This window comes from Streptomyces sp. NPDC002104, from assembly GCF_053593795.1.
On record NZ_JBSFDF010000043.1, the window covers coordinates 21,269 to 34,187 of the forward strand.

The window sequence follows — 12,919 nt, forward strand, 5'->3', positions numbered from 1 at the left end:
TTTCTGAATGGGGGAAGCTGACATGACCGATACGCTTCTGGCAGTCCACACCGAAGTCCTGAATGGGATGAAGGCGAGTCCACGCCATTTTGAGAAGTTTGCCACTCTTATTGCCGAAGAGGATTCTCCGGGAACTGATCTGGGGGAGGAGGCCTTTCGGGCGCGCCTGGTTGAAGAGACTCTGACTGGTGGACCTCTTTTCATCCTCTGGTCCCGATCTCTGACAGCGTGGGACTTTGCGGAGGAGTCTCCCTGGGCTCCGGCGACAGCACCGCGCACTGATGAGCGCCGTACCGCTGCGTATGACCGGCTCCGCTTCGGCGCTGACCTGCGCAAGGTGATGGACACGGCGATACCAGTGGCTCACACGGCGGGCGCCATCGTCATCGCTAAAGAGCACACCCCGTGGTACACGGCCGAGCGCGCTGCGGCACGCTCCTTCTACTGGCAGGCGTACGAGACCAAACTCAGAGGAAAGGGTTGGTCTGAGGCTTCGATCGCAAGCCTGGACGAGGCCAGTAGGGCGGTCGTCGAGCGTCTCGGCGACCCTGAGCAGACGGCGGTTCGGCAGGCCAAAGGCCTCGTCGTGGGATACGTGCAGTCCGGCAAGACAGCCAACTTCACCGGCGTCATCGCAAAGGGACTAGATGCGGGCTATCGCTTGGTGATCGTCCTTGGCGGCACTCTCAATCTGCTGCGTGCCCAGACGCAGCGCCGCTTGGACATGGAACTAATCGGACAGGAAAACATCCTCCGCGGAGCGGACCCTGCAGACCTCGACTCCCTTGTCGATATCGACTATGTGGGTGATGACACAGACTGGCCCCAGTTCGTGCAGCATGGTGGACGCCCCTCGGCGAAGCGGGCATTTGACATCGAGCGCCTGACCACTCGGGAAAAAGACTACAAGAGTCTTGACCAGGGGATCAGAACCTTGGAGTTCGAAAAGCGTGAGCCAACGTTGCCGCTGCACGACCCCGCCAACCTTCACTATGCCGCCGCGCGCGTAATGGTAGTCAAGAAGAATAAGCTGGTTCTGGAAAAATTGGTAAAGGATCTCAAGCAGGTCCACGGTGTTCTCGGCGAGCTGCCGGCGCTGATCATCGATGACGAATCCGACCAGGCTTCTGTCAACACTTCCAACCCCGCCAAGTGGCAGAAGGGCGCCACCGATCGCACGGCCATCAATAAGCTCATATCGCAGCTGCTGGAGCTGCTCCCGCGCGCGCAGTACATCGGCTATACGGCGACTCCGTTCGCAAACGTCTTTGTCGATCCTGGAGATGCCCAAGACATCTTCCCTAGCGACTTCCTGATTTCCCTGCCGCGCCCTGAGGGGTATATGGGAGTCCAGGACTTCCATGACCTCGACTCCACCCTGAAGGGCGCCGAACGCACAGTCGCCAACTCTCAACAGGAGGTGCATGTACGAGGAATTCGCAGCGGAACTGGTGACCGACTCCAAGAAGCAATAGACAGTTTTGTGGTCACCGGAGCTCTCAAGCTTTTCCGTGCCGACCGCGGCATCCCCGATGGCCCATTCCGTCATCACACTATGCTGGTTCACCAGTCCGTGCGTACGAACGACCACGCCGAATTGGCCTTGCGTATCAACTCGATGTGGCATCAGGCCGGTTACACGTCTACAGAAGGTCATGCGCGCCTAGCCGCCCTGTGGGCAGCCGACTTTGCTCCAGTTTCGTCCGCTCGCGCGGCTGATCTGCCCAACCCCGCCTCATACGACGAACTCCGCCCCTACGTTAGTCGAGCGCGCCAGCTTATCGGTGCTGGGGGCAATGCTGTCGTGATAGTCAACGGCGATACAGACAAATATTTCGAGCAGCTTGATCTCGACTTCGACCGCACGCCTCATGTTTGGAAAATCCTCGTAGGCGGAACAAAGCTGTCGCGTGGCTTCACGGTCGAAGGTCTCACGGTCACGTACTATCGCCGCACTGCTCGTCAGGCTGACACGCTCATGCAAATGGGCCGATGGTTTGGGTTCCGTCCGGGGTATCAGGATCTCGTTCGCCTCTACATCGGCCGCGAGGAGCCGCTGACAAAAAAGACAACCGTCGACCTTTACGAAGCCTTCGAGGCCATCTGTCAGGATGAGGAACTCTTCCGTCAGCAGCTCGCTCAGTACGCCGAACTCGTTGACGGAAAACCCCAAGTAACCCCTTCTCAGGTACCCCCTCTGGTCGGGCAGCATCTTCCGTGGATCAAGCCATCGACCCGTAATAAAATGTTTAATGCCGAGCTCGTGGAGGTGCGTTCGCCAGGAAAGCCAATCGAGCCGGCTGCGTACCCGACAGACTCGGCCTCGCTGCGGCGTAACACGGAGCGCTGGCGTCCGCTGCTTGAGGTCTTCTCCTCACAGCGAACCCCATTCGCTTACCCGGCGGGCCCAACAGGTACGAGCCGAACTTTCCCCGCGCTTACCGCGCGTGTCCGCCACGCTGAGCTGCTCTCAGTGCTCAGTGGGCTGGAGTGGGCGCGTGAGGGCATTTTCCGACCGCACCTCCGCTACCTGGCTCAGCTCGACGGCCGTCTGGCCACCGTTGATGACTGGCTGCTGATCGCCCCGCAGGCTGTCCAGGACGACCGGGTTGAGGCCTCTGTCCTGGGCTCCGTCCCACTTTCACTGGCCCGCCGCAGCCGACAGGACGGCAAGTCCTCGTTCAGCCGTATCGCGGGTGTAGAGCACAAGAAGGCGGCCCTGGAGATGATCGAGGTTGCTGAACTTGAGTCGGATGTGAGCCCGGCAGTCGGGCCAAGGACGGGCGTTGCACTGATCTATCCGGTCGTTGAAGGCTCGGAAGAGGCAGATGTAAGGGCAGCTGTTTCACGTGGCATCGCGGATCCGTCCAAGGTCGTGATGGCATTCACCTTGATCCCGCCGAAGTCAGCGATCGATTCTTCGCGTCGTCTGGTCCGCTTTCAAGCCAAGGACTCCCGTAACGAGGATGACGCGATCGTTGCGACGACTGGCATGGAGTAGGTCACCCCTAGTCCGACCAGACTGCATGTATATAGGGGGATGACTTCGCCTGTCGCGCGGCTCGTTCACGGCGGCATGCGTGAGTGTGCCTCCGTGCGCCTTGCGGCCTCGTCAGCTGTGGCTGCCGCCAGCGTGGACCTGGCGGCAGCACAGCGTTGAAGCGGGGGCTGGGCGCCGGACCCATCCTGAGGCCCGTCCTATTTACGGTCCAAACGTGCAGAGATCTTGGCGTTCGCTGCCTCCTCCCCGTCCTTCAGGAACTTCGCGTACACCCGGAAGAGCACCGCCAGACTGTGGCCGGCCCGCTCGGCGACGATTTGCGGCTCCACCCCGGCGCTGAGCCAGGTCGACACCGCCGTGTGGCGAAGGTCATAAGGCCGTTTCGCCAGCTTGGAGATTTGATCCCGAGGGCTGAGAACCTCGGCTCTGGCTTCCGCCCACACCTCCCCGTACCCGCTCTCCTGAACCATGCCGCCGCGGCTCGTCTGGAAGAGCCGGCCGTCCGCCGCGACGCCGTGCACCGTGATGTGCCAGCGCAGCCGCGACACGAGCTGAGGCGGGATCGGGACCTGCCGTATGGCGCTCCGCGGCCGGTGCTTGAGTCCCTTCCGGTCGTGGGCCTCACCGGAGTCCGTCCAGGACCGACCGGCGCGCGGTCGACTCTCCCGCAGCCACACCGTCCCCCACCCTCGCCGGGGCAGGTGGAAGTCCGTGGCGCGCAGCCCCACCGTCTCCCCGGGGCGGGCAGCGGCGTAGAGGATGCAGGCGAAGAAGGCCTCCAGGTGGCGTCCCCGTGCTCCCTGCGATCGAACTCCTGCGAGCAGCTGCTCGGCGAGCTCTGGACCGGGCACGCACGCACGGTCGAGTTGCTCGTCGACCTTCTCGGGAGCCGACCACTGGAGAGAATGGAGTGGGTTCTCCGCGAGCAGCTCCGCGTCCACCGCGTAGCCGAGAGCCTGATGGAAGATGGCTCGCTTCCGGGTGATGACGGACCCTGCGGATGTCTTCCCGTCCAGCCGTTTGGTGCAGGCGTTTAGGGCCTTCCGCGCGAGCATCCGCTCAGAGAGGGCTGACACGGGAACGGACTTCCGCTCGAACCATGCCAGCACCGCCTTCACTTCGTCCGGCTGCTCCTTGTCCCACTGGTGCACGTTGAAGGCCCAGCTGTAGAGCACGCGACGGGCGACGCTCGGCTCGGCCATACCCTTCGTGTCCTTCACCAGGGCCATCGTGACCGTGGCCATGGCCTCGGCCAGGGTCTTTCGCGTGCTGGCCGGGGAGTGGTCCCACTTCATCTCGATGTAGTTCCGGGCGTGCTGGTACCAGGGGATGTCCTTCTCCCGCTGGATCAGCGACCGGGGGAGCCCACTGTCGACGTCGAAGGGCTCCCCGGCCCGCGCTGCGGTGATGAGCTGCGCGCGCCGACTCTCGGCGAGCCCGAGGGTCAGGAACGACTCGGAGTGGGGTCGGATCCCTACCTGCCACCGCAGCTGGTAGGGCTTCCGGTAGGGCCGCTTGCGGATGGCCCACATCTTGACTGTGTAGCTCCAGTCGGTCACGCAGCCTCCAGCTCGTTGTTGAAGGCGTCCAGGGCGCTGCGTCGAACCCTGATGTGACCGTTGGGGAGCCGGTGCGCCGCGGGGCCGTACCCACGGTTTCGTCACCGGTACCAAGTGGCGCGGGTGATGTCGAGCTCTTCGAGTACCTGCGTCAGGGGCAGCCACTCGTCCACAGGCTTGCGTTGGCGTCGGGATGTAGCCAAGGGTCTGTCTCCTCCTGGTTCGAGCCGTGTCTGGTCTCTTCGCTCTGACGGATCCGCCACGTCCGCCACGCCGCCACATCGCAGGTCAGGAGCCTGAGTTTGTGGCGGATGGCAGATGTGTGGCGGATCGACGCCGCCATACCGGGCAGGGTGCGGCGGCGCCGGGGGACGCGGAGCTAGCGGACGACCGTGAGAGGTGTGGCGTGTGAGCCGGGACGTGTGGCGGCCACCGAAAGGGCATCCGCCACACGTTCACCCCCGCTGACCTGCGGTGTGGCGGACGTGGCGGACGTGGCGGATTCCTGAGGGGCGAGAGGGCAGTACCGCATCCAGGCGTCCGTGAGGTCCTCGGCGTAGTAGCCCTTGGGGAAGCCGGAAGGGGTGCGGATGCCACGCGGCTTGATCGGCTTGTTGCCCGGAGTGACGTACTGGCCGAGCAGCCGGGCGAGGGTGCGGGAGTTGATGGGCTTGTCGTCCAGGTCGGCCCACGGGGAGTCGTCCAGGGCGAGGAGGCATTCGAGGATCACGGCGGTGGGCATGCGGTCTGCTCCGCAGAACACCTTGTCGCGCAGGTCGGTCAAGAGCCGGACGCCGAAGGAGGCTTCGTCATTGTCCTGGCCCGAGTGGACCAGCTCCAGGCAGGCCGCGCGAGCCCGCTCGGGCCAGCGCCCGCCGGCGGCGTCAGCGACGGCGAGAAGGGCCTCCCAGACGTCGGCGGGGCGGTCGGTGACGCCCTCGGGCATCTCCGGCCAGGCGTCAGCGACACGATCGCGGACGATGTCGGCCCACTTGGCCAGGCGGTCGCGCAGGATGTTGCCCACCTTCTGGTCCCTGCGCTGCCGGTAGGGCTCGACCGTCTCGTTGGGAGCACGCTTCCGCATGCGGATGATGACCGAGCGGCTGAGGACGGTGTCGGGCAGGGAACCGAGCCCGGCCATGGCAACAGCGCAGTAGGAGGGGAAGACCTGCGCGTTCTGGTTGGACCCCTCGCCGACGCACCGCACGGCACCGCTGGTGCGCCGGTAGCCGGCGTTGAGGAAGCCGCGGAGAGCCTCATCGGTCCCCGCTTTGGGCCCGAAGATGGTGTCGACCTCGTCGAAGAGGACAGTAGGCAGTCCCTCGGGCATCCCAACGAGTCGGTACAGCGCGTTCGCGGATGCGGACACCGTGGTGACGGACCGAGGAGTGAGCGTTTCGATGATCTCCAAAGCGCGGGACTTCCCCGAGCCGGGCTCGGGAGAAAGGAATGCGATCCGGGGGGTGATCTCGAAGCACTCGATCAAGTGGGCATGCGCGTCCCACAGGGTCACAGCCACGTAGGCGGCCTCACTCGGGAAGACGTTGAAGCGGCGGTGGAAGGCCTCCACCTCATCAAGCAGCGCGGCGCCGTTGGTCGGTTCGGTGGGCATGGTCGGGTCGCTCATCAGGCGGCCTTCCCTTCCTGAGATACGAGCTGGGGGCAGACGGTGCGGTGGCGCACGTGGTCGTCGATCAGTGCGAGCGCGCGGCTCTGGCCGGCGGCGAAGAGGTCGCGTCCGCATGAGCACCACGAGCGGGCCGACGGGGTGGCGCCGCGGCCGGGGGCGCTGATGTGGAGCCAGGCGACAGGCCGGCGCCCGTCGTCGAAGGACGGGTTCGAGCGAACAGATGAAGGGACGCCTTCGGCGACGACCTTCGGCGCGCCAATGCCGTCCGTAGCACCGGCCGGTTCGGCGGACCGGGGGCCGGTGGTCACGCCGCCCTCACCGCCACAACGCCAAGTCCGCCGCGCGTGACCGCACGCTCGGCGTACCTCTCGGGCACGCCAACGGCGGCGGCCGCTTCGATGACCTGGCGCCCGAGGATCTCCAGCCCGCACGGACCGGGGCATCCGGTGTGCTGGTTGGCGAGGAAGCGGGCGACCCCGTAGGCGGTGCTGCCGGCGCCCTGCTCGTGGCATGACGTGATCCGGGCGAGTCCCCGGGTGAGACCGGTCTGTACGAAGTTGTCGGTGTGGCGGCAGCCGGTGGCGACCGAGCGGTCCCAGGTGGCGCGGGTGGGAGACGAAGAGGCCACCTCCCCGCGAAGGGGCCGGGTGGACTCTTCCCTCACGACCAGCGCCCGGACGATGTCCGACAGGGTGTTGATGGGGCCGGTGCCGGGGCCGCGCCACACGGCGTAGGCCATGAGGGACTTGATGTCGACTCCGGGCCGCACGTTGTTCGCAGACGGCATGGCGCCCCGGAAAACCCAGTGCTCACCCCGGGTTGTCGGCACCGTTTTGGTCGCGGGCAGGTTCTGGCGGGCCCAGGCGATCGCGTCGGGGTTGTCGAGGTCGACGACGGTGAGGTGAGCGCCGCCGGGGTAGTAGGCGACCGCTCCGGCCTGGCGCCAGGCCAGAGACCAGGCGGGTCCGGTGAGAATGTCAGGGTCGGTGGTGGCGGCGGCCCAGCCGTGGCAGGGGGCCGGGCAGTGGCAGGGTCCGGCGGCTTTCATGTGGGGCCGGTCCCCGCACGCCGAGCCGGTGCAGTCCAGGCAGTTCCCGAAGGGGAGCTTGCCCTCCCGCAGGGGCAGCACGGGCAGGCCGAGTTCCGTGAGCCAGAGCGCGGTCCGCAGGTGCTCGGTTGTGGTCCTCATGCGGCCACCGCCCTGGCCGGGGCGAGCTGGGCGAGGCCCTGGCGGCCGATGTGCTCCGCGTAGGCCGGAGGGATGCACTCACGAATCCCGTCGCGGTTCATCCACGGGACGTCCATGACGCGGCGGGCGTGGGGGACGCCGGAGAAGTTCCCGACGAACTGCCCGAACCAGCCCTTGGGGATCGGGCGGCCCATCTTGGCCTGCGGCACCGTGTGGGCCGGGTGCTCGGGTGCGGTGAGGGTGAAGCCTCCGCCGGTCTCGAAGTACCGGTGCCGGTAGGTCTCCAGGCCGAACATGGCCCCGCAGAGCATCACCGGCCGGTGGAGCTTGTGGGCGGCGCCCCGGACGTTCTCCATGACCCAGGGGCGGCCGGTGGCGTTGAGCGCTTCGCGGGTGGGGGCGATGAGGTCGGGGTGGGTGTTGCCCTGGATACGCTGGCAGTCGGTGTCGTGCTGGCAGGGCGGGGAGGCGTGGATGAAGTCGAAGCCCGCACCGAACTTCAGGATGAAGCCGATCGCGTCGCCCTGGTGGAAGCCGAGCGGGTAGCGGATCTGGGCGTCCTTGTCGACGCCGGTCACGTCGAAACCGGCGCGGTAGTAGCCCATGCCGGCGCCGCCCTGGCAGCAGAACGCGTCCAGGAGGCGCGGCTGCCGCTCTCGCGGGATGTCGGTGGGTTGGGTCATGCTGGATGTCTCCAGTTCTCGTGAGTGCTGGGAGACAGCGCGGCCGTAGCTTTGGCGAGAGACGGCCGCGCTGACCTACTTCGGGGGTGTTTGAAGTGCTGGCTGATGTGGTCACGGAGCGCCTACATCGGCGTATCCGGACGGACTTCCCGAGCGCCCAAGCCGCACAGGGCGTTGTCGGAGCTTTACGCGGACTCGTCGTGGACCTGGGTTCGGAGGGCATCCGCGGGACGACTCCGGAGCGGTTGACGGCCGCTGTGGTGCTTTTCGCACGCGGGGACGTTCACCGGGTCCGGAACGCGGTGCAGCTGGCGTTGACGGACTGGCGAGACCTGCTGATGGCAGCAGACCTGGGCCACGAGAACTGGCCCACCCGACTCGACGAGGAACTCGGCGAACTCTGACGCCTCAGCGGTTGTTGAGGGTGCCGGTGGCACGGCCGAACATGCCGGACGCGGTGATGTTCTGGGTGACGTGCTGTACGGGCGCCGCACCTCGACCGCTCGACCCGCGTCCGGCGCGGAGGAGGAGGGGTGCGAGGGTGCCGGCGGCGATGAGGGCGATGGCGGCCCAGAGGGCTTCGGTCATGGCGATCAGTCCCGGGGCGGCGTAGGAGATCCCGAACCCGGCAGCGGCGACCCCGCCGCCGACGGTCGGGGCGAGCAGGGCGGTGGTCTTGGCCCACGCCGGTACCGGCTGCGCGGCGGCCGGGGCGGGGGCGGTGGGCTGGGTGTAGGCGAGGGTGCGGTAGCCGCCGGGGAGGGTGACCATCTCGACTCCGGGCGGGAGTTCGGTGGGCAGCATGCCGGGCTGGTGGATCGCGGTCGGGTAGACGATGGGGTCGCCGTAGCGGGTGGCAGGGGTGGCGCTCTGGATCGTGTGCTCATAGGGCATTGCAGGCTCCTGGACGCGGTGCGGGCGGCCCCCGTGGTGGTGGGGCCGCCCGCTGTGGGTGGTCGCTCTGCGTGGTTCTAGTGGGGTGTGGCTACTGGGTAGTGGGGTCCCCAGTAGAAAGGGCCTGTTGAGGGCCTGTGGGGGCGCTAGTGGGGTGTTCTACTGGGTAGTGGGGTGTGCCCCACTACCCACTACCCAGTAGCTGTCTGTGAACGGTCAGGCGTGGTCGGGGTGGACGTAGACGGAGTGCGGTCCGTTGTCTCGGTAGACCAGCTCGCCTCGCTCGGCGGCGGCCCTGAGGGCGGCGCGGACGGTCTTGCGGTCCTTGCCGACGAGGTCCGCGACGGCCGCCGGCTTCATGCCCTCGGTCCCGGCCGCGTAGATCGCGGTGACCGCTTCCGGAAGCCAGCCCGGCCCGGACTCCCGCCCGCCCTCGCCACGATGCGCGGACAGGTTCAGCCCCGGCCGCCGCGGCGCCTCCTGCTCCGACTCCTGCCGAGGTTCGGGGTTGGGTTCGGGCGCGAACTCGACGGACATGAGCCGCTCGAACTCCGCGTCCACGCCGCTCGTCTCTGCGACGGCCGGGGCCTGCTCGCGGTGCGCGGACAGGTTCAGACCCGTACCCGTCCGGCCTGTCGGAGCAGCGACCTGCGTGCTGCGGTCGGGGTGCGGGGTGGTGTGCTGGTGTTCGGTGATCCATGAGGTGCGGGCGGTGTCCCAGCGGCGGGCATAGTCCGGGCCCGCGGCCTTGGCGGAGACGGCGTCCAGGTACGGGTGCCGTTCCGAAGTGGCGCGGACGATGTCGCCGATCTGGTTGGGGAGGATCCGCCAGGTCCCGAAGAGCGCGGCGGGGGATTCGGGGGTGCCCATGAAGCCGGTGCCTTTGTGGGGTGCCTGCTCGATCCGCAGGCCGGTCCCGCCGGGGAACAGCTTGGACAGGTCCATGCCCTCGGTGGCACCGCCGGTCAGGGCGACGCGGGTCTTGGCTTCGCGGCGGATCATCATGTCCCCCAGGACCGCTCCGGTGGCGCCGAGTGCGGTGAGGACGGTGCGAATGCCCATGGCGCGGAGCATCCGGATTACTTCGAGGATCTTCTTGGCGAGCTTGCGGGTTTCCGGGTCCCGGCTGATCAGGATCTCCGCGCCCTCGTCGATCAGGAGCATGATCTGCGGGATCTCGTGGCTGATGGGCAGGAGGTCGGTGTTGGCCTTGGCCATGAGGTCCTGGTAGGCGCGCTTGCGGTAGTTGCCCACCCGCAGGGCCGCGTCCAGCATCAGGTGGGCTTCCTCGTGGCTGGCGGCGAGCCAGTCGATCCCGGGCCGCACCGCGGTTCCCTGGCCGGAGCCGTCCATTGCGGGGCGGATCCAGGGCAGGCCGGCGGATCCGGCGTTGAGGTCGATGACCCAGGTCAGGATGTCGTCGGCGCGGGCGAACCCCGCCAGGATCACGTGGACCATGTTCGTCTTGCCCGACCCCGTCGGCCCGACCACGAGGGCGCACTGCTCGCGCAGGTAGGTGAGGATCGCGTCAGCGTTGGTGCGGTAGCCCCATGGGATCCCGGTGTGGATCGACAGTGGGCTGTAGTCGGAGGGGTAGGGCACCTCAGCCGCGAGGACGTTGACGGTGGTGACGTCGATGAGGACGCGTCCCTGGTCGATGCCCGGGGAGGCGGCGGCGGTGCAGCCGTGCGGCAGCCTCGCGTCCGCGGAGAGGCGGGCGTTCTCCTTGGCGATGCGGTCGTAGGTGGTGCCGCCGGCGGGGAGTTCGGCGTCGATGGTGAAGCCCGTGTTCGTCGGCCACATCTCCACCGCGACGATCCGCAGGGTGATCCCGCAGACCCGCTGAACGCGATCGACCCACTCGGCGGCGATGGCCCGCCGGTCGGCGGACAGTTCGCGGGCGACCTGCCGCTCGGTGGCGGCGATGGCTTCGAGTTCGCGGGCTTCCTCGTAGAAGCCGACGGAGCGTGCGGCGGCGCCCATGCTGACGCCGATCACGGCGAGGGAGCCGAGGGCGGTCCAGTTCAGGGGGCCGGTGGCCAGCGCCCACGTGGTCCAGCCGGAGCCTACGAGCCAGGAGGCGGCGCGGGCGCCGATGGTGCGGGCGGCGAGTTTCTGCCGCAGCCCCGACGCGGTGTGCCCGATCGCCCCGACCGTTCCGACCGCGAGGGCCCAGGTGGGGGGCATATGGGCGAGGGTTCCGACGGTGGAGACGGCGTACATGCCGGTGGTGGCGGACAGGGCGCCGGTGACGGGGCCGTGGCCGGCGGCCCAGTCCAGCGCGAGCCCGTGGTGCTCGATGGTGGAGGTGGCGGTCATCAGACGTTCCAGCCCTTCTCGGCCTCGGGGCCGTTGCGGGGGTCCTCGTGGCGGGCGATGTCCTGCTCGTGGACGCGGCGGAAAACCGGCCCGAGGTCCTCGGCAACGGCGGCCGCGGCCTTGATGGCGCCGTAGATGTCGGAAAAGCCGTCGGCGACTTCCTTCTCCAGCGGGAACTCGGTGTCCGAGCGCTCGGCGAGGATCTGCATGACGTGCGCGATCGACTCCAGAGCCTCGGGCAGGCCCTCGACCATCGCGAGGATCTCCATGCAGCCTTCCGGCTCGTACAGGTGGGCCGCGGCCTGCATGTCGGCGGCGTGCTCCTCGAACTTGAACCCGGAAACGTTGCTCACAGCGTCGACTCCTTGGCTGGCGGGAGGTGCGGGAACGTTCTTGGTGGGACGGGCGGCACGGTCACCGAGGAGGTCGCCTTCGGCCTCCTGCTCGATCCTGGCTTCGGCCAGGACCTCTTCCATGTCCGCGTCGTGCTGTGCGGCAATACCGAGGTCACGCTCGTGGCGCTCGTCCTCGGCACGGGCCAGGAGACGCCGGTAGAGGCGGCGCCCGGGATTCTGGAGCCAGGCCCAGCCGAGCTTTCGGCCAAGCGGTGTGGTCAGCAGGCCGATGGCGCCCAGCAGCGCGCCGAGTACGCCGGCCATCGCCCGGCGGGCGTGGAAGCGGGCCGCGGACTTGCGCAGAGCCTTCCGCGTCGCCTTGCGGGCGGGTGCGGCGAGCTGCTTGACCCGGTTGCGGAACGCCTTGTCCTGAACGCCGGCCCGGCCGTTGGTGACCGCCCGGCCCGCGCTGCGGTCCCGCATCGAGCGGACAGCGCGAACGGCCTTGTCGCGGACAGCGGCGGCCTTGCCCATGGACTTGGCCAGGGTGCGGGCAGCCGGACCACGCGCCTTCGTACTGGCAGAGGCGGCGCGCTCGGCAGCCTTCGCGGCCCGCCGGGTGTCTGCCACCTGCCGGCGTGCCTGAACTGCGGCCGTGCGGGCGGCGGATCGGGTCGGGGCCTGCGTCTTGGCCTGCGAACGCAATTCGCGGACCGATCCGGCCCGGCCACCGGCCAGTCGACCAGCGGCCTGTCCGGCCCGCTGACGGGCCGACGGCGTTCCCACCTTGTTGAACGAGGCCCCGGACCGGCCCGCAGACCGGACACCGGACGCGGCAGCCGCGCGGTGGCGGGCCTGCCCGCCAGCACTCCGGCGGGATCCGGATCCCCCACCCGTACGGGGGCTAGTGCGGGGCTGGGAAGGGATCCTGCCCAGGCTGCTGCGGCCCTGACTCCCGCCTGCGGTGCGGTTGGCGGCCGGGGTGGGCTTGGCCGCGGGCTTCTTCTTGCGGTCCTTGCTGTGCTGGTGGGCGGCGGCGGTGCCCAGGACGGCAGCGCCGGTCATGGCGATCGCAGCGGCGATGGGGCCGCCGGCCAGTGCGGCGGTGGCCAGGAGTCCAGCCGCGGTGTTCGTCCCGGTCAGGGACAAGGGGCCCACGGGGAAACCGCCCGGGGTGTGCTCCACCTCCTTGGCCTTGGCCGTGGCGGTGGGCTCGGTCGGGGCCGAGGTGGGGGTGGTTTCTTGGGGTGCCTGCGGTTCGACGGTCGTTTCGGTCATGCTGAACGTGCTCCTTCAAGGGAGAAGAGGG

General features: G+C 68.1%; 9 protein-coding genes. 1 reads left to right on the forward strand and 8 read right to left on the reverse strand.

What is annotated here, in order from left to right; all coding sequences use genetic code 11:
• Positions 1–22 precede the first annotated feature (22 nt).
• A complete protein-coding gene (locus ACWCP2_RS28740) occupies positions 23–3,001 on the forward strand; it encodes a Z1 domain-containing protein (RefSeq protein WP_450911478.1) in 2,979 nt (992 codons plus the stop codon).
• 197 nt (positions 3,002–3,198) lie between these two features.
• Here ACWCP2_RS28740 and ACWCP2_RS28745 read toward each other — a convergent pair whose 3' ends face one another.
• From ACWCP2_RS28745 to ACWCP2_RS28780, 8 genes are all read right to left on the reverse strand, one after another.
• Entirely contained in the window at positions 3,199–4,560 is a 1,362-nt protein-coding gene (locus ACWCP2_RS28745) for a tyrosine-type recombinase/integrase (protein WP_450911479.1), read from the reverse strand.
• 379 nt (positions 4,561–4,939) lie between these two features.
• Complete coding sequence (locus ACWCP2_RS28750; protein WP_450911480.1) at positions 4,940–6,187, reverse strand: DUF3631 domain-containing protein; 1,248 nt, start codon at positions 6,185–6,187, stop codon at positions 4,940–4,942.
• Positions 6,187–6,498, reverse strand: a complete 312-nt coding sequence (locus tag ACWCP2_RS28755; RefSeq protein WP_450911481.1) for a hypothetical protein — start codon at positions 6,496–6,498, stop codon at positions 6,187–6,189. Before ACWCP2_RS28755 ends, ACWCP2_RS28750 begins: the two co-directional genes overlap by 1 nt.
• Entirely contained in the window at positions 6,495–7,379 is an 885-nt protein-coding gene (locus ACWCP2_RS28760; protein WP_450911482.1) for a bifunctional DNA primase/polymerase, read from the reverse strand. The genes ACWCP2_RS28755 and ACWCP2_RS28760 overlap by 4 nt, the downstream gene beginning before the upstream one ends.
• Positions 7,376–8,062 (reverse strand): SAM-dependent methyltransferase, encoded by a 687-nt coding sequence (locus tag ACWCP2_RS28765; RefSeq protein ID WP_450911483.1) that lies wholly within the window; start codon positions 8,060–8,062, stop codon positions 7,376–7,378. The genes ACWCP2_RS28760 and ACWCP2_RS28765 overlap by 4 nt, the downstream gene beginning before the upstream one ends.
• A gap of 408 nt (positions 8,063–8,470) precedes the next feature.
• Positions 8,471–8,956 carry a hypothetical protein gene (locus ACWCP2_RS28770; protein ID WP_450911484.1) on the reverse strand — a complete coding sequence of 162 codons (486 nt, stop codon included), beginning with the start codon at positions 8,954–8,956 and terminating at the stop codon, positions 8,471–8,473.
• Between the two features lie 216 nt (positions 8,957–9,172).
• Positions 9,173–11,275 carry a hypothetical protein gene (locus ACWCP2_RS28775; RefSeq protein ID WP_450911485.1) on the reverse strand — a complete coding sequence of 701 codons (2,103 nt, stop codon included), beginning with the start codon at positions 11,273–11,275 and terminating at the stop codon, positions 9,173–9,175.
• On the reverse strand, positions 11,275–12,888 hold the full coding sequence (locus ACWCP2_RS28780; protein ID WP_450911486.1) for a hypothetical protein: 1,614 nt from the start codon (positions 12,886–12,888) through the stop codon (positions 11,275–11,277). Before ACWCP2_RS28780 ends, ACWCP2_RS28775 begins: the two co-directional genes overlap by 1 nt.
• Positions 12,889–12,919: the final 31 nt, after the last annotated feature.

Excerpts from the sequence above, each read along its gene's own strand:
- ACWCP2_RS28740 (WP_450911478.1), top strand. The coding sequence starts at position 23 with ATGACCGATACGCTTCTGGCAGTCCACACCGAAGTCCTGAATGGGATG.
- ACWCP2_RS28760 (WP_450911482.1), bottom strand. The coding sequence starts at position 7,379 with ATGAGGACCACAACCGAGCACCTGCGGACCGCGCTCTGGCTCACGGAA.
- ACWCP2_RS28780 (WP_450911486.1), bottom strand. The coding sequence starts at position 12,888 with ATGACCGAAACGACCGTCGAACCGCAGGCACCCCAAGAAACCACCCCC.
- ACWCP2_RS28750 (WP_450911480.1), bottom strand. The coding sequence starts at position 6,187 with ATGAGCGACCCGACCATGCCCACCGAACCGACCAACGGCGCCGCGCTG.
- ACWCP2_RS28770 (WP_450911484.1), bottom strand. The coding sequence starts at position 8,956 with ATGCCCTATGAGCACACGATCCAGAGCGCCACCCCTGCCACCCGCTAC.
- ACWCP2_RS28765 (WP_450911483.1), bottom strand. The coding sequence starts at position 8,062 with ATGACCCAACCCACCGACATCCCGCGAGAGCGGCAGCCGCGCCTCCTG.
- ACWCP2_RS28775 (WP_450911485.1), bottom strand. The coding sequence starts at position 11,275 with ATGACCGCCACCTCCACCATCGAGCACCACGGGCTCGCGCTGGACTGG.